This is a genomic window from Pseudomonas sp. Irchel s3a10 (assembly GCF_900187525.1).
Taxonomy (GTDB): Bacteria; Pseudomonadota; Gammaproteobacteria; order Pseudomonadales; family Pseudomonadaceae; genus Aquipseudomonas; species Aquipseudomonas koreensis_G.
Genome location: NZ_FYDR01000017.1, coordinates 1 through 17,610 on the forward strand (window position 1 = coordinate 1; position 17,610 = coordinate 17,610).

Genomic DNA, 17,610 nt, shown 5'->3' on the forward strand with positions numbered 1-17,610 from the left:
GCAGAGATTTTCATCTTGGGCTGAACGAGCATGGACGGAACTCCGTGCGAACTGTCGGGAGACAAAGGGCATGGAGTTATTCAGCGCTGAAGATGACGGCTCTGGCTACTGTCAGAAATTACAGGTACGAAGCCTTTTCGGATGAGCGGTAAGGCACGGCCCGACGGATAAAAAGACGCTGCCCGGCATCCCTTTGCGCCTTCTGTGCCCGTCGCGGGCAGTGCCTGCAGGACTTGAATGAGAGGGTTGCCAGCCGTACCGGCCTCTTCGCGAGCAAGCCCGCTCCCACAGTTTTAGCCGGGCGTTGCCGTAACCATTGGCTCAGCGCATACCAATGTGGGAGCGGGCTTGCTCGCGAATGCGGTGTGCCAGCCAACACCTTAAGTGCCTGACACGGCCTCTTCGCGAGCAAGCCCGCTCCCACAGTTTTAACCGGGTGTTGCTGTAACCATCGGCTCAGCGCATACCAATGTGGGAGCGGGCTTGCTCGCGAATGCGGTGTGCCAGCCAACACCTTAAGTGCCTGACACGGTCTCTTCGCGAGCAAGCCCGCTCCCACAGTTTTAGCCGGGTGTTGCCGTAACCATTGGCTCAGCGCATACCAATGTGGGAGCGGGCTTGCTCGCGAATGCGGTGTGCCAGCCAACACCTTAAGTGCCTGACACGGTCTCTTCGCGAGCAAGCCCGCTCCCACAGTTTTAACCGGGTGTTGCTGTAACCATCGGCTCAGCGCATTTCGATGTGGGAGCGGGCTTGCTCGCAGCGGCAGTTCCTGCAGATCGGGCACCATCAAGCGGCGTGGGGTGAGCCGGGCAGGGTGGCGGTATGTCCAGGCGAATACATCCAGCGCATCAACGAATGACGGCCGCTGATCCCCAGTTTGATCGCCGCGCGCTTGAGATAGCTTTCCACCGTGTTGACCTTCAACTGCAACTGTTCGGCCAGCTCCGGTGCGGTACGCCCGGCGAGCAGGCCGATGCACACTTCGGTTTCGCGATTGGACAGGCTCAGGCCCAGTTGCTGCAAACGCTCGTTGAAGCGCAGCCGCAGGTTTTCCAGGCCCTGTTGCGCGCCGTCAGCGCCGGGCGACGGGTCTTCTGTACTGGTCTGCTGAGGTTGCAGGGCGTGAATGTGTTTTTCCACCATCGGCAGCAGCACCGGAGAAATGTCCTGCAACAAGCTCTGCTCCTGAGCCGAGAACCGTTGCGACTGGTCGTTGCGATACACCGAAATCACGTAGCGGTAGCCGTCCTTGCGCCGGGTCAGGTGCAATTGTGAGGCGTCGGCGCTGGCCGCGCCTGGCGGATCCATTGGCTCGCTCGAGCGTGCGGCAATCTGTTCGCAGAATACCGTTTCAGCCTGCTGGGCCGAGTCTTTGCCGGTTTCCGGTGGGTTGGGATGGGCGGGGCGGCCCACCGGCTCGACGCGCATCTGGCGAATGTGTGTGGCGTCCACCGCCAGTTGTGTCTGGATCAGGTCATGCAGCATCCGCGGAAAGTGCCGGCTGCCGGTGCTAGCAATGACTTTACCGATGTGGGGAAACAGGTGTGAATTCATAAACATCATCCATGAGTTGCAGGTGAAACAGTCCCATTCCTGACCTGCGTCGAGCATGTTCCCTGGTCGGCGCAAATGTCAGGATGTGGATCCTATCCTAGTACAACGTTTGAAAGACGGTTTAATGAAGGTGTTATTAGCTCATAACCCCTCATCGAACTTTGCTTTCAATCAAGCTCAGGCACGCTCGATTGTCCGCTTCAAGTTGACAGTGAAACGCTTTTCAACCGATTTATCGGTTCCGGTTGGGTTAGTAATCTGTGCCCATGTTCAACGCAACGCCCACTACCTCAACCAAGAAAAGGGATTCAAACATGAGCACTGCAACCTACAACCGCCTGAACAAAGACGACGCCGTAGTCCTGCTGGTCGACCACCAGACCGGTCTGATTTCTCTGGTTCAGGACTTCTCGCCGAACGAGTTCAAGAACAACGTGCTGGCCCTGGCCGATCTGGCGAAATTCTTCAACCTGCCGACCATCCTCACCACCAGTTTCGAACAAGGCCCCAACGGTCCACTGGTCCCGGAACTGAAAGAAATGTTCCCGGACGCGCCGTACATCGCCCGCCCAGGCCAGATCAACGCCTGGGACAACGAAGACTTCGTCAAGGCGATCAAGGCCACCGGCCGCAAGCAGATCATCATCGCCGGCGTGGTGACCGACGTCTGCGTCGCATTCCCGACCCTGTCGGCACTGGCCGAAGGCTTCGACGTCTTCGTCGTCACCGACGCCTCGGGTACCTTCAATACCACCGTGCAGCAAGCCGCCTGGAGCCGCATGACTCAGGCCGGCGCCCAAATGATGAACTGGTTCTCGGTCGCCTGTGAGCTGCACCGCGACTGGCGCAACGACATCGAAGGGCTGGGCAATCTGCTGTCGCAGCGGATTCCGAACTATCGGAACCTGATGAACAGCTACTCGGCGTTGACCGCTCAGCAGAAGTGACTGCAGCGTTGTGAACGTGAAAGCCTGCCCTGAAAAGCAGGCTTTTATATTTCGGCTTCAGTCTGCAGCAGGCGTGCGGCGCACCTCAAACGTGATGAAGATCCGCAGGGAAGGGGGGCTTCCCGACTGACGCTCACTCCATGGGCTGCGCTCTATACGTTTTATAGAGTTGCAGAACCTCAGGATCATCCAGGCTTTCGTAGGTGATGCCTTCTTTATCCAGGCCATCCAGTCCTTTTATGCCGCCAATCATTTCAGGCCACTCTTCACGACTGGAGATGTCGATGATGAAAGGTGTCAGGTAACGATCCAGATGGCCTAGGAAAGGATCTCGAATCTCGTCGCTGAGAGCTCGCAGATAGTCATCTTTACTTGTCATTGCCCAGTTGATGGCGAATTTGGTGCGAAAGCACAGCTCCATGTACACGAGCAGGATCGTACGCCCATTGCCGTCCAGAAAAGGGTGCGCAGAAGCCAGCTGACCCATGACTTCCCCAGGCCGAGCACGGAAGCGTTTTTTGTTTGCTGCGAGTTCGAGGGCGTACTCGACGGACCGTTTGATCAGGTCGGGACGCTCAAATATCGTGTGATGAGGATCATCTTTCGATCCCTTGAAAACTGCCAGGTGGGGGACTAGCTCATTTCTGTCTTTCCCGGCCCAAGGGTAAAAGCCCGAGAAAAGTATTTCGTGCGTTTTCAGGACTGCCTTGTAGTCAATGGGCTTTTTCTTGGCGAGATAGGCGAGAGCATCGTCGATACTGGCTTCAAAGGAGAGGTGCTCGGATTCTTTGACTTCAGTGGGATCTTTGAGTTTGAGCGAGTTTTGAAGATAGCCTTCAGTCTCAAAATCGCCGAAGGGGTCGAAATTCATGCGCTCAGTTGCTTTTTGCAACGCCTTTTTTCCTGCAGGTACCTGCCTTGCAGGGCCATGATTTCTGTCTTGCTCAGAACGCCTTTTCTTTTGAGGTTGACGAGCAATTGCTCAACACCGTCCAGTTCCACGACATCACCGGCCAGGCGCGTGATCGTCACCGCCATACAACTGAGGTTGTCACGGTCGGCGGTAACCTTGTGGGCTTTGGCGAGCAGGCGAACTTCAGTCGCGACGCTCTCTGTGGCTGATCTGGTCATTTGGAACCCCTCGTTTTCTCTCTCGGAGCATAGCACGGCGTCGTTTCCGGGGGCATGCCAGCTAATGCTCGGCTACCTGGGAAGGTACTTACAGAAAGCGGCTTATTCGTTTGCGCCGCTGCATCAGCGTTGCTACCCGTTGCGCTGACCGAACGCGCACACCAGCAGTTTTTTGATCACCGCCACCGGATATTCCCTGACGTTTACGGCTAATCTGCGCACTCGCTGACGACAACAAGATAAAAACAGGAGTCATTGATGCAACCGATCCGTCTCGGTCTGGTGGGCTACGGCAAGATTGCCCAGGATCAACATGTTCCGGCGATCAACGCCAATCCCGGATTTCGCCTGGTGGCGGTCGCCACGCAGGGCAAACCCTGTCCAGGGGTGGAGAACTTTCACTCGTTGAGCGAGTTGCTGGAAAACGGCCCCGAGGTGGATGCGATTGCGTTTTGTACGCCGCCGCAAGGCCGATTCGCGCTGGTGCAGCAGGCGCTGGCCGCCGGCAAACATGTGTTGGTGGAAAAACCGCCGTGCGCCACGCTGGGCGAGGCGATGACCCTGGTCAGTCAAGCGCAGCAGCAGGGTGTCAGTGCATTGTTCGCCTGGCATTCGCGCTACGCCCCCGGTATTGAAGCGGCCCGCGACTGGCTCGCCAGCCGCACGTTGCAAAGCGTGCAGATCGACTGGAAGGAAGACGTGCGCAAGTGGCATCCCGGTCAGACGTGGATCTGGCAACCCGGTGGTCTGGGCGTTTTCGATCCCGGCATCAATGCCTTGTCGATTGTCACCCATTTGTTGTCGCAGCCACTGTTTGTGAAGTCTGCCGAACTGCGCGTACCGGACAACTGCCAGTCGCCGATTGCCGCGTCGATCAAGATGTCCGATGCGCACAGGCTCGACGTGCAGGCGGAGTTCGATTTCGACCACGGTCACGACGAACTCTGGAGTATCGAGATTCGCTGCGCCGAAGGAGTGCTGCGTCTGGACAACGGCGGGGCGCTGCTGAGCATTGACGGCGTGCGCCAAACGGTGTCGGAAGAGGGCGAGTACACGGCGGTGTACCGACACTTCCGGCAACTGATTGGAGACCGGGCCAGCGACGTCGATCTACAGCCACTGCGGCTGGTGGCTGACAGTTTTTTTGTCGGCAGCCGGGTGGCGGTCGAACCGTTTTATGACCCGGCACGTTGATCCGTTGAAGCGCAATTAGCGTTGTGAAAAGGTCGGCGCTCAGGAAAGCACTCAGTTCATCCAGCACTGCGTCGGGATGACTGCGAACCTGAGCGTCAGGCCTAAGCTAATGCAAAAAGGGTATTTGTTCGTGGTTTTTAAGATCGTTTAGTTTTGTCTCACGACGAATCAAACGCATCAAACCGATAGACCCCCGATTGCCATGACGGCACACGCTGAATCGATCAAAGGCTCTTCAGGTTTGGTTCACACGGGAGTGAATCATGCCGCATACCCTGGATATCACCACGCTGCCGACGCTGGACCTTTCGTTGTTCGAAGGCACCGCGCAACAGCGTTATGAATTTCTTGAAAACCTGCGTCACGCCGCGCGTGACGTCGGCTTTTTCTATCTCACCGGCCATGGCATCGACAGCGACCTGCTCAAGCAGGTGCAGGATCATGCCCGGCAGTTCTTCGCCTTGCCCGAGCAGGAAAAGACCGCCGTCGGCATGATCAATTCGCCGCATTTTCGCGGTTACAACCGTGCCGCTTCCGAGATCACCCGTGGTCAACCCGATTGGCGTGAGCAGTTCGATCTCGGGGCCGAGCGCGAAGCGTTGCCGCTGGACGCGGACAGTCCGTTGTGGGCTCGGTTGCAGGGGCCCAACCAATGGCCGGCGGCGCTGCCAGAACTGAAAACGCTGCTGCTCGAATGGCAACAGGCGATGACGCGCATGGCGTTGCGCCTGCTGCGTGCCTTTGCCCAGGCCCTGTCGCTGCGGGCGGACGCGTTCGATCAGCTGTACGGCGACAAGCCCAACGAACACATCAAGTTAATGCGCTATCCAGGCCAGGCCGCCAACGCGAGTCAGCAGGGCGTCGGCGCGCACAAGGATTCCGGGTTCCTCAGCTTTCTCCTGCAAGACCAGCAGGCCGGTCTGCAAGTGGAAGTCGAGGAGGATCGCTGGATCGATGCGCTGCCCCGCGACAACACTCTGGTGGTGAACATTGGCGAACTGCTGGAGCTGGCCACCAACGGTTATCTGCGCGCCACAGTGCATCGGGTGGTGTCGCCGCCCGCAGGCAGCGAACGCTTGTCCATCGCCTTCTTTCTCGGCGCGCAACTCGATGCCGTGGTGCCGCTGTATCCGTTGCCCACCGCACTTTTGCGAGAGGCGCGCGGGCCGGCCAGTGATCCGCTCAACCCACTGTTTCGCGATGTCGGCTGGAACTACCTCAAGGGTCGGTTGCGTTCGCACCCCGACGTCGCCCGCCGCTTCTATGCCGATGCTCTGATGCCCGCCGCACCGGCTCGTAAAACCGCCAACGCCTGATTCATCACTCGCTCAAGGACTCCGCCCATGTTGAAAAAAGCAGGTTTGACCCTGGCCGTGCTCGGCGCGCTGGTGACTTCGTTCGGTGCGCAGGCGCTGGAGCTGGAGCCGTTGCGGGTGGCGGCCGACCCGGTGCCCCACGCGCAGATTCTCGCGTACATCCAGACAATCGATCCGCAACTCAAGCTCAAGGTCATCGAGATTCCCAACGGCGTGAACTCCAACGAGCTGTTGGTGCATGGCGATGTCGATGCCAATTACTTCCAGCATCTGCCGTACCTGAAATCCCAGGAACAAGCGCTTGGGCAGAAACTCGCGGTGGCCGCCACGGTGCATATCGAGCCGTTGGGCATCTATTCGCACCGACACAAAAGCTTCGCCGACGTGCCGGAAAAAGGCACCGTCGCCGTGCCCAATAACGTCACCAACCTGAGCCGTGCGCTGTACCTGTTGCAGGACAACGGGTTGATCAAACTCAAGCCCGGTTTCAACGATCCGGCAGCCGATCAGGCCACACCCAAGGACATCGCCGAGAACCCGAAACAGCTGAAGATCCTGGAAATCGAATCGCCGCAAATCCCTCGGGCGCTGGACGACGTCGACCTTGCGGTGATCAACGGCAACTACGCACTGGAAGCCGGACTGGTGCCGGCCCAGGATGCGCTGGGGCTGGAGAAGGCCGAGCACAATCCGTACGCCAACATTCTGGTGACCACGCCGACACTGCAGAACGATCCGCGCATCGCGCAACTGGCCAAGGACCTGACCTCGCCGCAGGTGGCGAAGTACATCAGCGATAACTTCAAGGGTTCGGTGATTCCGGTGGAGGATGCCAAGCCATGATCGTCGTCGAGCAGTTGAGCAAGACCTACCCGGCGGCGCCGGCGCCGGCACTGGATCAGGTGTCGCTGAGTATTCCCGACGGCGCGATCTACGGCATCCTCGGGCGGAGCGGGGCGGGCAAGTCGACCCTGTTGCGCTGTCTCAATCTGCTCGAACGCCCGGACAGCGGGCAAATTCTCATCGACGGCGTGGACTTGCTGACCCTGTCGCCCAGCGACCTGCGCCGCCAGCGGCAGCGCATCGGCATGATTTTCCAGGGCTTCAATCTGCTGCATTCGCGCACCGTCTTCGACAACATCGCCGTGCCGCTGGAAATCGCCAACGTTGGCAAACCGTGGCGCCATGTGCGGGTGCGCGAACTGCTGGAACTGGTTGGTTTGACGGACAAGGCGCAAGCCTTTCCCTCGCAGTTGTCCGGTGGGCAAAAACAGCGGGTGGGGATTGCCCGCGCCCTGGCAGCGGAGCCTGCGTATCTGCTGTCGGACGAAGCCACCAGTGCACTGGACCCGGAAACCACGGCGTCGATTCTTGACCTGCTGCGCGACATCAACCGGCAACTGGGTGTGACCATTGTCCTGATCACCCATGAGCTGGAGGTGGTCAAGTCGATCTGCGATCACGCGGCGTACATGGCTGATGGGCGCCTGGTCGAGTCCGGCCCGGTGCCGCGTTTGCTCGCTGATCCGCGATCGAGTCTCGGCACTTCGTTACGTCCAACCTGCGGCCTGCCGCTGGGCCACGACATCCCCGGGCTCAGCTTCCTCAAGCAATACGGCGTGCGGGCGGCTCAGTCATGAACCGCACGATCAACTGGGATGAAATCCTGCAACTGCTGTTCAATGCCACCGGCGAAACCCTGTACATGGTCTTGCTCGCCGCGCTGTTCACGCTGCTGATCGGTTTGCCGCTCGGGGTGTTGCTGTTTGTCAGTCGGCGCGATGGACTGTGGCCGCTGCCACGCCTCAATGCCGCGCTGGGTTCGCTGGTCAATCTGGGGCGTTCGCTGCCGTTTGTGGTGATGCTGATTGCGCTGATTCCGCTGACCCGACTGGTGGTCGGCACGACGCTGGGCAGCACCGCTGCGGTAGTGCCGATCACCATTGGCGCGTTTCCGTTTTTTGCGCGGATCGTCGAGAACGCCCTGGATGAAGTCGACAAGGGCCGGATCGAAGCGATCCTCGCCATGGGCGGCGATATCCGTCATGTGATTTTCAAAGTGCTGCTGCCCGAAGCGCTGCCGGCGCTACTGGCGGGGGTCACCCTGACGCTGGTGATGCTGATCGGTTTTTCTTCCATGGCCGGCGTGATTGGCGGTGGCGGCCTCGGTGATCTGGCGATCCGTTATGGCTATCAGCGTTTCAACAATGAAGTGATGGTCGCCACCGTGGTGGTGCTGGTCATTCTGGTGCAGGGCGTGCAGAGCCTGGGCGACCGGCTGGTGCGTTCGCTGGCCCATCGACGTTAAGGAAATTTATGAGTATGGCGGTGTCCTCCAGGCCGCCGAGAACACTGTGGGAGCGGGCTTGCTCGCGAAAGCGCTGTGTCAGTCGCCGGAGATTTTGCCTGTGCCGGCGTCTTCGCGAGCAAGCTCGCTCCCACAGTGGATTTTTGCCAGCCAGCGATCCAGTGGTTGCCACGAAATCCTGTGGGAGCTGGCCTGCCAGCGATGAGGCCAGGTCGGCCAGCACAATGCCCAGGCTGATATCCATTGTAAGGATCACCGCTAACCCGTGTGGGAGCGGGCTTGCTCGCGAAAGCGCTGTGTCAGTCGCCGGAGATTTTGCCTGTGCTGACGTCTTCGCGAGCAAGCCCGCTCCCACAGTGGATTTTTGCCAGCCAGCGATCCAGTGGTTGCCACGAAATCCTGTGGGAGCTGGCCTGCCAGCGATGAGGCCAGGTCAGCCAGCACAATGCCCAGGCTGATATCCATTGTAAGGATCACCGCTAACCCGTGTGGGAGCGGGCTTGCTCGCGAAAGCGCTGTGTCAGTCACCGGAGATTTTGCCTGTGCCGACGTCTTCGCGAGCAAGCCCGCTCCCACAGTGGATTTTTGCCAGCCAGCGATCCAGTGGTTGCCACGAAATCCTGTGGGAGCTGGCCTGCCAGCGATGAGGCCAGGTCAGCCAGCACAATGTCTGGGCTGATATCCATTGTAAGGATCACCGCTAACCCCTGTGGGAGCGGGCTTGCTCGCGAAAGCGCTGTGTCAGTCGCCGGAGATTTTGCCTGTGCCGGCGTCTTCGCGAGCAAGCCCGCTCCCACAGTGGATTTTTGCCAGCCAGCGATCCAGTGGTTGCCACGAAATCCTGTGGGAGCTGGCCTGCCAGCGATGAGGCCAGGTCAGCCTGCACAATGCCCAGGCTGATATCCATTGTAAGGATCACCGCTAATCCGTGTGGGAGCGGGCTTGCTCGCGAAAGGGGTGTGTCAGTCGCCGGAGATTTTGCCTGTGCTGACGTCTTCGCGAGCAAGCCCGCTCCCACAGTGGATTTTTGCCAGCGAGCGATCCAGTGGTTGCCACGAAATCCTGTGGGAGCTGGCCTGCCAGCGATGAGGCCAGGTCAGCCAGCACAATGTCTGGGCTGATATCCATTGTAAGGATCACCGCTAATCCGTGTGGGAGCGGGCTTGCTCGCGAAAGCGCTGTGTCAGTCACCGGAGATTTTGCCTGTGCCGGCGTCTTCGCGAGCAAGCCCGCTCCCACAGTGGATTTTTGTCAGCCAGCGATCCAGTGGTTGCCACGAAATCCTGTGGGAGCTGGCCTGCCAGCGATGAGGCCAGGTCGGCCAGCACAATGCCCAGGCTGATATCCATTGTAAGGATCACCGCTAACCCCTGTGGGAGCGGGCTTGCTCGCGAAAGCGCTGTGTCAGTCGCCGGAGATTTTGCCTGTGCTGACGTCTTCGCGAGCAAGCTCGCTCCCACAGTGGATTTTTGCCAGCCAGCGATCCAGTGGTTGCCACGAAATCCTGTGGGAGCTGGCCTGCCAGCGATGAGGCCAGGTCGGCCAGCACAATGTCTGGGCTGATATCCATTGTAAGGATCACCGCTAACCCGTGTGGGAGCGGGCTTGCTCGCGAAAGCGCTGTGTCAGTCGCCGGAGATTTTGCCTGTGCTGACGTCTTCGCGAGCAAGCTCGCTCCCACAGGGGGGGGGCTGTTACGGGGCGGCGGCTGGTTTCGCCAGCGCAATCCCCGCATCCCCCAGCCGCTTGAGTATCTCGAACAGCAGATCACTCTTGGTCCCGCCGACGATCCGCGGGCTGCCGACGTAGCCCGTCACTGTCAGGGTGATGCCATCGGGTGACAGCTTGCTGAAGCGCACGTACGACGCCGGTTTGTCGAGGATGTTTTCGTTTTCGCGGTAGGTGTTCAGCAGCAGTTCCTTGACCTGTTCTGGGTCGATGTCCAGCGGGAACATCAGCTCCAGGCTCGCCACCCCCTGGGCGCTGCCGCCGAGGGTGACGTTGCGCAGGTTTTGCGAGATCAGTTGCGAGTTGGGCACGATCACGATGGAGCGGTCGCTGAGCTGGATTTCCGTGGCGCGCACGTTGATCCGGCGGATGTCGCCCTCGACGCCGCTGATACTGATCAGGTCGCCGACCTTCACCGGCCGTTCTGTGAGCAGGATCAGCCCGGAGACGAAGTTCTTGACGATCTCCTGCAAACCGAAACCGATCCCCACCGACAGCGCACTGACGATCCATGCCAGATTGGTCCAGCGCACGCCCAGCGACGACAAGGTCAGGAGGATGACGGTGGCATAACCGATGTTGGAAAACAGCGTGCTCAACGACGCGCACATGCCCGGATCCATGTCGGTCTTGGGCAGGAATTCGTTGTCGAGCCAGCGGCGCAGGGCGCGTATCAGGTAGATGCCGATCAGCAGCGCCAGCACCGCATTGATCAGATGCGCGGGGACGATGTTCAGCTTGCGCAAACCGGCGCCGCCGAGAATGCCCATGACATTGGTGGTCAGTTGCCCGAACGTGGTGCCGATGCCGCCGACGAACAGGGTGATCACCGCCAGCAACAGCAACCCGGCACGGCTGGCACCGGACAGCACAATCGATATCTGCTCCAGCCGCCGGTCGCCCATGCCCAGGGTCTGCTTGATGGTCTTGCCGGCGGAGTAGCGCGGCGAGAACAGGTACTCGCAGGCATCCTTGACCACTTGAATCAGCAAATAGAACCCGGCCAACACGATATAGGCCCACACCAACTCATAGGTGACGAAGCGGGCCAGCGACACGTAGCCGGTGAGCAAGGCCAGCGCCGATATGCACATGCACACCGTGGCAATGCTGTAGATCGCCCCGGCAAACGTGCTGCCGGCCTCCGGGTCATTGGCGGTGAGCAACGCCTTGCGCACTTTGCCGACGCGCAACAGCAGCGGCACCAGAATCACGATCACCACGATGGCGATCACCCCGCGCTGGGCGATCACGATCTGGCTGCTCATGCCGGTGGCGTTGCTGACTTGCACCAGGGTCACGAGCACCAGCAGGGTGGCAGCGAGAATCCGTGGATAGGGTTGAAGCGCCAGTGCCACCGAGTCGGCAATCGCCGGCAGCCGCCACGATGGATGCTGGGTCGACAGCAGTGCGCGGCTCAGCGCGGTGATCAGGACGCAGGCGTAAACGGCTTTTTCGAATTCCTCGGAAAAAGTCTGCAGCATCGGTGTCAGTGGGTCGTGGCGGGTGCCGGCATAGAACAGCAGATGCAGCGCGATGGCCGTGGTGCCCAGGGTCGCCAGCGCCGAAGCGAATGCCAGCGCGCTGCGGCGCAGGCGCCCCTCCGGCATGCGGTGGATGCACAGCCAGGTCAGTCCGCGCTCGGCGAGTCGGCGGCCGACCGTCCAGAAAGCCAGCGCCAGCAGCACCAGCACGCAGGTGAAAAAACGCTGCCCCGGTGCCCAGACCGTGGCCCAGGTGACGCTGACCTGATCGATGAAAAACGTCAGGCGCTGACGATCATCCGGTTCCGGCACCACCAGCGGCGACCAGAAGGCCGGACTCAGAATGCTGTCGGTGCGCAGCGTCAGTTCGCTTTCGAGCAGTGTGCGGCGAATGCCGGCGATTTGCGTGATCAGCTCGGCGGCGCTTTGTTTGAGCGCGGCAAGGCTTTTGAGCGTGGCATCGACCTTGTTTTTCTGCTCGTTGAGATGCGCCCGTTGTGCGGCGATTTCCGCCTGTTCGGCGGCAATCTGCGTATCCGGCGCCGCGCCGAGAACCCCCAACTGCACTGCCAGTTGCGCCTGCTGCGGCAACAACGACGCCGATAACCGATCGACATCGAGAATGAACGTCTGTACCCGGTCTTGCGGGCCTTCGAGCTGGTTGTAGTTGTTGGCAGCGGAAATCTGCTGCTTCAGCCCGTCGAGGCGCAGTTGCAGGGCTTGCAGATCACTTTGCGAGACCTCCACCAGCGGCGCCGGAGTCGTCGCCGAAGACGCCGGCAAATCCGCCGCCCACAACGCCGAACCGCCCGGAGCGAGCAGGAGCAGCGCGACAAAAAACAATGACTTCAATGTGTTGCGCATGAGAGGGGCCGGTTCTCGTTGATCACACAAGCTATGAGGTTAGGTGATCGAACCGGGCGCGGCGGAAAATTTCGGGGAAGCAGGGCATGCGTTTCAAAAAAACTCAGCGACAGGCATGCTATGGATCACGCCAATGTTCGGACGTCAGGGATAGTCAGCTACATGTGGAAAGTTTTGTTGCGAAGGCTCACCGGAAAAACATCCACCACTGCAAAAGCCGAACGCTCAGTAGATCCAGTAGATCCACCAGAAGTATTGCCAGTGCGCGACTGGAAGTGGCTGGTCACGTCCTGGGATGGATTCGACCGGGAGGCCGGTCTACGGCAAATCCGCTCATCGCAGTCGATCGAGCGGCTGGCGTCCATTATCGTGCGGCTCAACGACTGGGTGCCGCAGGTACGCGCGGCGGCCAGAGACGCTTTCGCAGACTACCTGACCCCCGAGTATGGCCCTTGGCTGATCGCCAAGACTCCCGCCATCCTTGCCCTTGAGCAGCGCCGACGCGAAGACCATGGCGTTACCATCCAAAAGCTTGAAGCGCTGCTGGCAACACCTGAGTGCCTCGCGCAAACCACGGCGGCCTTCGAAACCAGCCGTGGCGCCTGTACGCGGTTATTTTTCAGGGTACTCGCTCAGACAAAGCGCGCAGATGAGCTGGAGGCGTTTCTTGTTGCGAGCCTTCATCATGCAGATTTCAGTGTGCGTCGGGCTGCGCTCGGCAGGGCAATGGCGCTGCCTCTGGCATCGGCTCATAAGGCCATCGCCTATGGACTATCCAGCAACAGCAGCATTCTCCGGCGCCTGTCGTTTCTGCAAGCCATTGAGTTGCAAACGGATCGCACACGACTGATCGAAGACTTTCTGACCGACCCATCGTCTGCAGCAAGATCGACTGCACTCTGGGCCGCCAGAAAGTATGGCGTCGACCCGTTGCAGGTACTTCAAGCGCAACTGGTAGGCGAGATTCCCGCCACCAAAGCCCGTTGGCTTGGCGTACTCGGGTTGGCGCAGTCGCTTGGCATGGCAATCCCGCGAGGGTGGATGAACGCGGCCCTCAGCCAAAACAGTGGCGAGGTTCGGTCACTGGTCCTGAGCCTCGAAGGAGAGGGCAGGCCTGATTTACTGATCGCGGCGATCGCGGATCCGTCACGCCCGGTGTTCGAGGCCGGAGTACGCGGCCTGCGCCCGCAGCCATGGAAAGTCATCGAGTCAGCATTCAGCGCTCAGCTCGAAACACTCTGGCCTGCGCTGTCCGCCTCTCGACGTCAGGCGCTGCTTGAGCTGATGCCCAAATGGATGCAGGCCGGGTATCTGTTGCAGCAGCTGTCTCGCGCACCTGCTGAACCTTCCGTGCTTGAGCAGTTGCGTGCATGGGTCTATGGCCAGACTTACTCGATTACTGACCGCGAAACATCGGAAAGCGAGCGTGCCCGAGTTGTCGCGAAACTGACTGCGCTTGAGAAGGACGGGGTATTGCCGGCAGGGTCGGTTGCCAGGCTGATATGAAGTTGTTGTCAGGCAGGCATGAATGCTCCAACCCGAGGTGATTGGGCTTTCAGTACCTGGGGTGCAAAATGCCCGTCGATGTCGGATGGCAATGTACCCATGACAATTTTTTGATTGTGATGAGCGGCAGATTTTACGATGAGTCATCGTCCATTTAGAGACTCACCATGCACATCGCCATCCTGACCTTTGAAGGCTTCAACGAACTGGATTCGCTCATCGCGTTCAGTATTCTCAACCGGGTGAAACAGCCCGATTGGCGCGTGTCGATCGCCAGCCCGACGGAAAAAGTGCGTTCGATGAATGGCCTGGTGATCGAGGCTCAGGTGTCATTGGAGGAGGCGAGCGACGCGGACGCGGTGTTGGTGGGCAGCGGAAGTCTGACCCGGGATATCGTGGCGGATACCGAACTGATGGCGCGGCTGCGGCTCGATCCGCAGCGCCAGCTCTTGGGCGCCCAGTGCTCGGGTACGCTGATCCTGGCAAAACTCGGCCTGCTTGAAGATGTACCGGCCTGTACCGATCTGATCACCAAGCCCTGGGTCGAGGAGGCCGGCGTGGCAGTGCTCAATCAGCCGTTCATGGCCAAGGGCAATGTCGCCACCGCTGGCGGGTGCCTGTCTTCACAATATATGGCGGCCTGGTTCATCGCCCGTCTGGCCGGTGTGGAGGCTACCCGCAACGCGTTTCATTATGTGACGCCCGTTGGCGAGAAAGAGCTCTACATTGATCGGGCGATCGCGAACATCGAGGCGTATCTGTAAAGCACGTTTAATTGAGGCCTGATGCAGCGAATCAGCTCTCGCGGGTCTCAACCGGTTCTGCCGCCGCTTCGGCAGCCAGTTTCGCGCGGTCGGCCTTGCTGATGTACTTGGGCTTTTTCGGCGCGAGTTTGGCGCTGGCCTTTTTGGCCTTTTCCTTGAACAACTGCTGCAGTTTCTTTTGGCGGTTCATGTTTCTACTCGGAGAAGGGGAGCCGGGCATCTGCCCATCAAGCGCGCATTAAAACCGGCTCGGAGCAATTTGGCGAGCCTGTTGCAGCGATGCAGGATCAAACGGCTGCCCGGATCATGGCTTCGATGTCGTCAGAAAATCGCTGATCAGCGCTACCACCTGCTGCTGGATCACTTCACGCGGGCCCGCATTGTCGCGATCCTGGCAAATGACGCCATCGCCCGGTGCGTCTTCCTCGAGCATCTCGATCGCGCCCGGTTTGCAGATCGACGTGAAGCTGAAGTGAGTGGCGTCGTTGATCTCGACATAACGTGTGGTAGCCGCTGGCAGGCGTTTGGCCAGATCGGCGGATTCCAGTTGCGCCGGCAGGTCTTCGGAAGGTGCGCCGGCGGCGATCACCAGCGTCGGTACCGGCAGCGCCGCGAGGCTTGCGTCGGTCATGCCGCGTGACAGGCCCAGGTCCAGCGAAACGATGGCGCTGACCGGTTTGTAGCGCCGGTCCGCAGCCAGGTCGGCTTTGCCTTGCGCGGTGCTGGCGGGGTTCATTTGCTTATAGACGTTGCAACTGGCGAGTTGCGCATGGGCCTTGCAGTCCTCGGCAAAGCGCTCGGGGTCGAAGCGTGCACCGGCGATTTCCAGAGCCGTCCAGCCTCCGAGCGAGTGTCCGACGACGGCAATCCGCTGCGGCGCCACCGCGCCAAATTTTTCCGGCTGCGCCACAACGGCTTCGATGGCCCGCCGCAGATCAACCGGCCGCTGCCACAGCTGCGCCGCCGCTTGCGCACTACGGTCGTGAGTGGTACTGCCGGGATGGTTTACCGCCGCGACGATGTAACCCTGATCGGCCAGCGCACTGGCCAGCCACATCTGGTTGCTCCAGTTGCCCCGGTAACCATGGGAAAGCACCACCAGCGGATGCTCGCCGGGCGTCGGCGGCGCATCGCGCACCGCAGAGGCGCTGACGAACACCGGACTGTCGTCGATCACTTGCGCGGTTGCATGGGTTATCGCCGGGTACCAGACGACCATTTCCAGCGGCCGCTGCGGATCCGCCAGGGTTGTGCGGTGGAAGCCGATGGGGTGCGAGTCCGCGAGTGCGCTGGTGGACAGGCCAAGCAGAAGCAGGGCGCCGAGAGCTGTTTTCAAAGTTGATCTTCCATGAGTGCATTTGTTGTTTTGAGGTACGGCTGCGCGCAGATTAATAGACCGGTTGCAAAGAAGATAGCTGGTGCCTCGCCTGTGCAGTGACAGGCCGATTCCGAACAAGACCGCGCCCGTCCGGATTTGAAATAGCCACCGATGCCCGCTAGAGTCGCGCCCCTTGTCCGGCAGCAGCGCCGGCGATGGCTGGGGAAGAGGGCGGCAGTTGAACGAACACACATTGTCCATGCGACTGGAACGCGTCGCGGCGCATGTACCGGCCGGCGCGCGCTTGGCGGATATCGGCTCCGATCACGGTTATCTGCCGGTGGCGCTGATGCGCCGTGGCGCCATCGTTGCGGCGGTGGCCGGCGAGGTGGCGCTGACGCCGTTCCATGCCGCGGTACGTACGGTGCGCGACAACGATCTGCAGCAGCACATCAGCGTGCGTCTGGCCAGTGGTCTGGCGGCGATCGAACCTGATGACGGAATCACCGCGATCAGCCTCTGCGGCATGGGCGGCGAGACGATTCGCGACATCCTCGACAGTGACAAGGCGCGCTTGAGCGGGCACGAACGGCTGATCCTGCAACCCAACGGCGGCGAGCAACCCCTGCGCCAATGGCTGATGGACAACGGCTACCGCATCCTCGACGAGGAAGTGCTGCAGGAAAACCGTTTCTTCTACGAAATCATCGTCGCCGAGCGCGACGGGCCGGTGCGCTACAGCGCCGAACAGCTGTACTTCGGCCCGTTGCTGATGCAAGCACGCAGTCCGGCATTCCTCGTCAAATGGCAACGTTCTTTAAGGCAGCAACAGAAAACCCTGAACAGCTTCAAACAGGCGCGCCAGGCTGTGCCCGAGGAAAAGCTGGAAGAGGTCGCGCGGCAGGTGCAGTGGATTACTGAGTTGCTGGCGTGATGGATGTTGCGGTCAATCTGCCGATAAACGCAGCGATCTGCCGGTTACCTCGCAAGTGCACCACGGGAACGTCCGGACCGATGGCCTGACGTACCTTTTCAATTCCCGGCCGGTAGCCGCGATCAAACGTCCAGACGAATTTCAGAAAGCCGAGGAACGCGCGGTCAAGTTTCTCTTCACAGCCTATCGGTTGATCAGGGCGAGGGCGGTTCATCACACTGCGCAAGATCACTCGGGTGAAACAGGTGAGGCGCGGGGTATCGAGCCAGATGATCAGATCAGCGCGAGGCAGGCGCAGATCGAAGGTTCGGCGCGCGTAGTTGCCTTCGCAAATCCATGCATCTGCTGCAACCGCTTCGCTGACCCGAAGGCGGAATTGCTCGGCGTCCGGCTCGACCCAGCCTGGTTCCCAGAACAAAGGATCGAGGTGAACCACCGGCAGGTTCAGGCGCTGCCCAAGGGTGCGGGCGAGGGTGGATTTGCCGCTACCGGCGTTGCCCAGAATCACAATCCGTTGCATGGAGACTTCCTGTCGAAAAAAGCCGGCCATTGTGCAGGT

16 protein-coding genes are annotated in these 17,610 nt (G+C 60.2%); 9 read left to right on the plus strand and 7 right to left on the minus strand.

Features of this window, described 5'->3' with window-relative positions; genetic code table 11:
* Positions 1-789: 789 nt before the first annotated feature.
* Positions 790-1,557, minus strand: a complete 768-nt coding sequence (locus CKW11_RS26850) for a helix-turn-helix transcriptional regulator (protein ID WP_095140092.1) — start codon at positions 1,555-1,557, stop codon at positions 790-792.
* A gap of 314 nt (positions 1,558-1,871) precedes the next feature.
* Here CKW11_RS26850 and ycaC point away from each other — a divergent pair, with 314 nt between their 5' ends.
* Complete coding sequence (gene ycaC, locus CKW11_RS26855; RefSeq protein ID WP_007966399.1) at positions 1,872-2,504, plus strand: isochorismate family cysteine hydrolase YcaC; 633 nt, start codon at positions 1,872-1,874, stop codon at positions 2,502-2,504.
* Between the two features lie 133 nt (positions 2,505-2,637).
* Here ycaC and CKW11_RS26860 read toward each other — a convergent pair whose 3' ends face one another.
* Positions 2,638-3,375: a Fic family protein gene (locus tag CKW11_RS26860; protein WP_095140093.1), complete on the minus strand. Its 738-nt coding sequence runs from the start codon at positions 3,373-3,375 to the stop codon at positions 2,638-2,640.
* The gene (locus CKW11_RS26865; protein WP_003224234.1) at positions 3,372-3,635 is read right to left on the minus strand and encodes a hypothetical protein; all 264 of its coding nucleotides are present in this window, start codon (positions 3,633-3,635) and stop codon (positions 3,372-3,374) included. Before CKW11_RS26865 ends, CKW11_RS26860 begins: the two co-directional genes overlap by 4 nt.
* Before the next feature lie 258 nt (positions 3,636-3,893).
* Between CKW11_RS26865 and CKW11_RS26870 the strand changes: the two genes are divergently transcribed.
* From CKW11_RS26870 to CKW11_RS26890, 5 genes are all read left to right on the plus strand, one after another.
* Complete coding sequence (locus CKW11_RS26870) at positions 3,894-4,829, plus strand: Gfo/Idh/MocA family protein (protein WP_095140094.1); 936 nt, start codon at positions 3,894-3,896, stop codon at positions 4,827-4,829.
* 263 nt (positions 4,830-5,092) lie between these two features.
* The gene (locus tag CKW11_RS26875) at positions 5,093-6,145 is read left to right on the plus strand and encodes an isopenicillin N synthase family oxygenase (protein ID WP_095140095.1); all 1,053 of its coding nucleotides are present in this window, start codon (positions 5,093-5,095) and stop codon (positions 6,143-6,145) included.
* 27 nt (positions 6,146-6,172) lie between these two features.
* A complete protein-coding gene (locus tag CKW11_RS26880; protein ID WP_095140096.1) occupies positions 6,173-6,988 on the plus strand; it encodes a MetQ/NlpA family ABC transporter substrate-binding protein in 816 nt (271 codons plus the stop codon).
* Positions 6,985-7,785, plus strand: coding sequence for a methionine ABC transporter ATP-binding protein (locus tag CKW11_RS26885; RefSeq protein ID WP_095140097.1), 801 nt, complete (start codon positions 6,985-6,987; stop codon positions 7,783-7,785). Before CKW11_RS26880 ends, CKW11_RS26885 begins: the two co-directional genes overlap by 4 nt.
* Positions 7,782-8,453: a methionine ABC transporter permease gene (locus tag CKW11_RS26890; protein ID WP_095140098.1), complete on the plus strand. Its 672-nt coding sequence runs from the start codon at positions 7,782-7,784 to the stop codon at positions 8,451-8,453. Before CKW11_RS26885 ends, CKW11_RS26890 begins: the two co-directional genes overlap by 4 nt.
* A gap of 1,694 nt (positions 8,454-10,147) precedes the next feature.
* On the opposite strand, the gene CKW11_RS26910 is transcribed toward CKW11_RS26890, so the two are convergent.
* On the minus strand, positions 10,148-12,529 hold the full coding sequence (locus tag CKW11_RS26910) for a DUF3772 domain-containing protein (protein ID WP_095140102.1): 2,382 nt from the start codon (positions 12,527-12,529) through the stop codon (positions 10,148-10,150).
* 162 nt (positions 12,530-12,691) lie between these two features.
* Between CKW11_RS26910 and CKW11_RS26915 the strand changes: the two genes are divergently transcribed.
* Positions 12,692-14,035, plus strand: coding sequence for a hypothetical protein (locus CKW11_RS26915; protein WP_143500123.1), 1,344 nt, complete (start codon positions 12,692-12,694; stop codon positions 14,033-14,035).
* Positions 14,036-14,202: 167 nt separating this feature from the next.
* Complete coding sequence (locus tag CKW11_RS26920; protein WP_095140104.1) at positions 14,203-14,799, plus strand: DJ-1/PfpI family protein; 597 nt, start codon at positions 14,203-14,205, stop codon at positions 14,797-14,799.
* A 31-nt stretch (positions 14,800-14,830) separates the two neighbouring features.
* On the opposite strand, the gene CKW11_RS26925 is transcribed toward CKW11_RS26920, so the two are convergent.
* Positions 14,831-14,989 carry a DUF2986 domain-containing protein gene (locus CKW11_RS26925; RefSeq protein ID WP_081730283.1) on the minus strand — a complete coding sequence of 53 codons (159 nt, stop codon included), beginning with the start codon at positions 14,987-14,989 and terminating at the stop codon, positions 14,831-14,833.
* A gap of 114 nt (positions 14,990-15,103) precedes the next feature.
* Complete coding sequence (locus CKW11_RS26930; RefSeq protein WP_095140105.1) at positions 15,104-16,135, minus strand: alpha/beta fold hydrolase; 1,032 nt, start codon at positions 16,133-16,135, stop codon at positions 15,104-15,106.
* A 220-nt stretch (positions 16,136-16,355) separates the two neighbouring features.
* On the opposite strand from CKW11_RS26930, the gene CKW11_RS26935 reads away from it, so the two are divergent.
* Positions 16,356-17,051 (plus strand): tRNA (adenine(22)-N(1))-methyltransferase TrmK, encoded by a 696-nt coding sequence (locus CKW11_RS26935; RefSeq protein ID WP_095140106.1) that lies wholly within the window; start codon positions 16,356-16,358, stop codon positions 17,049-17,051.
* Here the strand turns inward: CKW11_RS26935 and CKW11_RS26940 are convergent.
* Positions 17,032-17,571: an AAA family ATPase gene (locus tag CKW11_RS26940; protein ID WP_095140107.1), complete on the minus strand. Its 540-nt coding sequence runs from the start codon at positions 17,569-17,571 to the stop codon at positions 17,032-17,034. The two genes, CKW11_RS26935 and CKW11_RS26940, sit on opposite strands and share 20 nt — an antisense overlap.
* Positions 17,572-17,610: the final 39 nt, after the last annotated feature.

Excerpts from the sequence above, each read along its gene's own strand:
- CKW11_RS26915 (WP_143500123.1), top strand. The coding sequence starts at position 12,692 with ATGTGGAAAGTTTTGTTGCGAAGGCTCACCGGAAAAACATCCACCACT.
- CKW11_RS26860 (WP_095140093.1), bottom strand. The coding sequence starts at position 3,375 with ATGAATTTCGACCCCTTCGGCGATTTTGAGACTGAAGGCTATCTTCAA.
- ycaC (WP_007966399.1), top strand. The coding sequence starts at position 1,872 with ATGAGCACTGCAACCTACAACCGCCTGAACAAAGACGACGCCGTAGTC.
- CKW11_RS26850 (WP_095140092.1), bottom strand. The coding sequence starts at position 1,557 with ATGAATTCACACCTGTTTCCCCACATCGGTAAAGTCATTGCTAGCACC.
- CKW11_RS26880 (WP_095140096.1), top strand. The coding sequence starts at position 6,173 with ATGTTGAAAAAAGCAGGTTTGACCCTGGCCGTGCTCGGCGCGCTGGTG.
- CKW11_RS26870 (WP_095140094.1), top strand. The coding sequence starts at position 3,894 with ATGCAACCGATCCGTCTCGGTCTGGTGGGCTACGGCAAGATTGCCCAG.
- CKW11_RS26920 (WP_095140104.1), top strand. The coding sequence starts at position 14,203 with ATGCACATCGCCATCCTGACCTTTGAAGGCTTCAACGAACTGGATTCG.
- CKW11_RS26940 (WP_095140107.1), bottom strand. The coding sequence starts at position 17,571 with ATGCAACGGATTGTGATTCTGGGCAACGCCGGTAGCGGCAAATCCACC.
- CKW11_RS26875 (WP_095140095.1), top strand. The coding sequence starts at position 5,093 with ATGCCGCATACCCTGGATATCACCACGCTGCCGACGCTGGACCTTTCG.
- CKW11_RS26925 (WP_081730283.1), bottom strand. The coding sequence starts at position 14,989 with ATGAACCGCCAAAAGAAACTGCAGCAGTTGTTCAAGGAAAAGGCCAAA.
- CKW11_RS26910 (WP_095140102.1), bottom strand. The coding sequence starts at position 12,529 with ATGCGCAACACATTGAAGTCATTGTTTTTTGTCGCGCTGCTCCTGCTC.
- CKW11_RS26890 (WP_095140098.1), top strand. The coding sequence starts at position 7,782 with ATGAACCGCACGATCAACTGGGATGAAATCCTGCAACTGCTGTTCAAT.
- CKW11_RS26885 (WP_095140097.1), top strand. The coding sequence starts at position 6,985 with ATGATCGTCGTCGAGCAGTTGAGCAAGACCTACCCGGCGGCGCCGGCG.
- CKW11_RS26865 (WP_003224234.1), bottom strand. The coding sequence starts at position 3,635 with ATGACCAGATCAGCCACAGAGAGCGTCGCGACTGAAGTTCGCCTGCTC.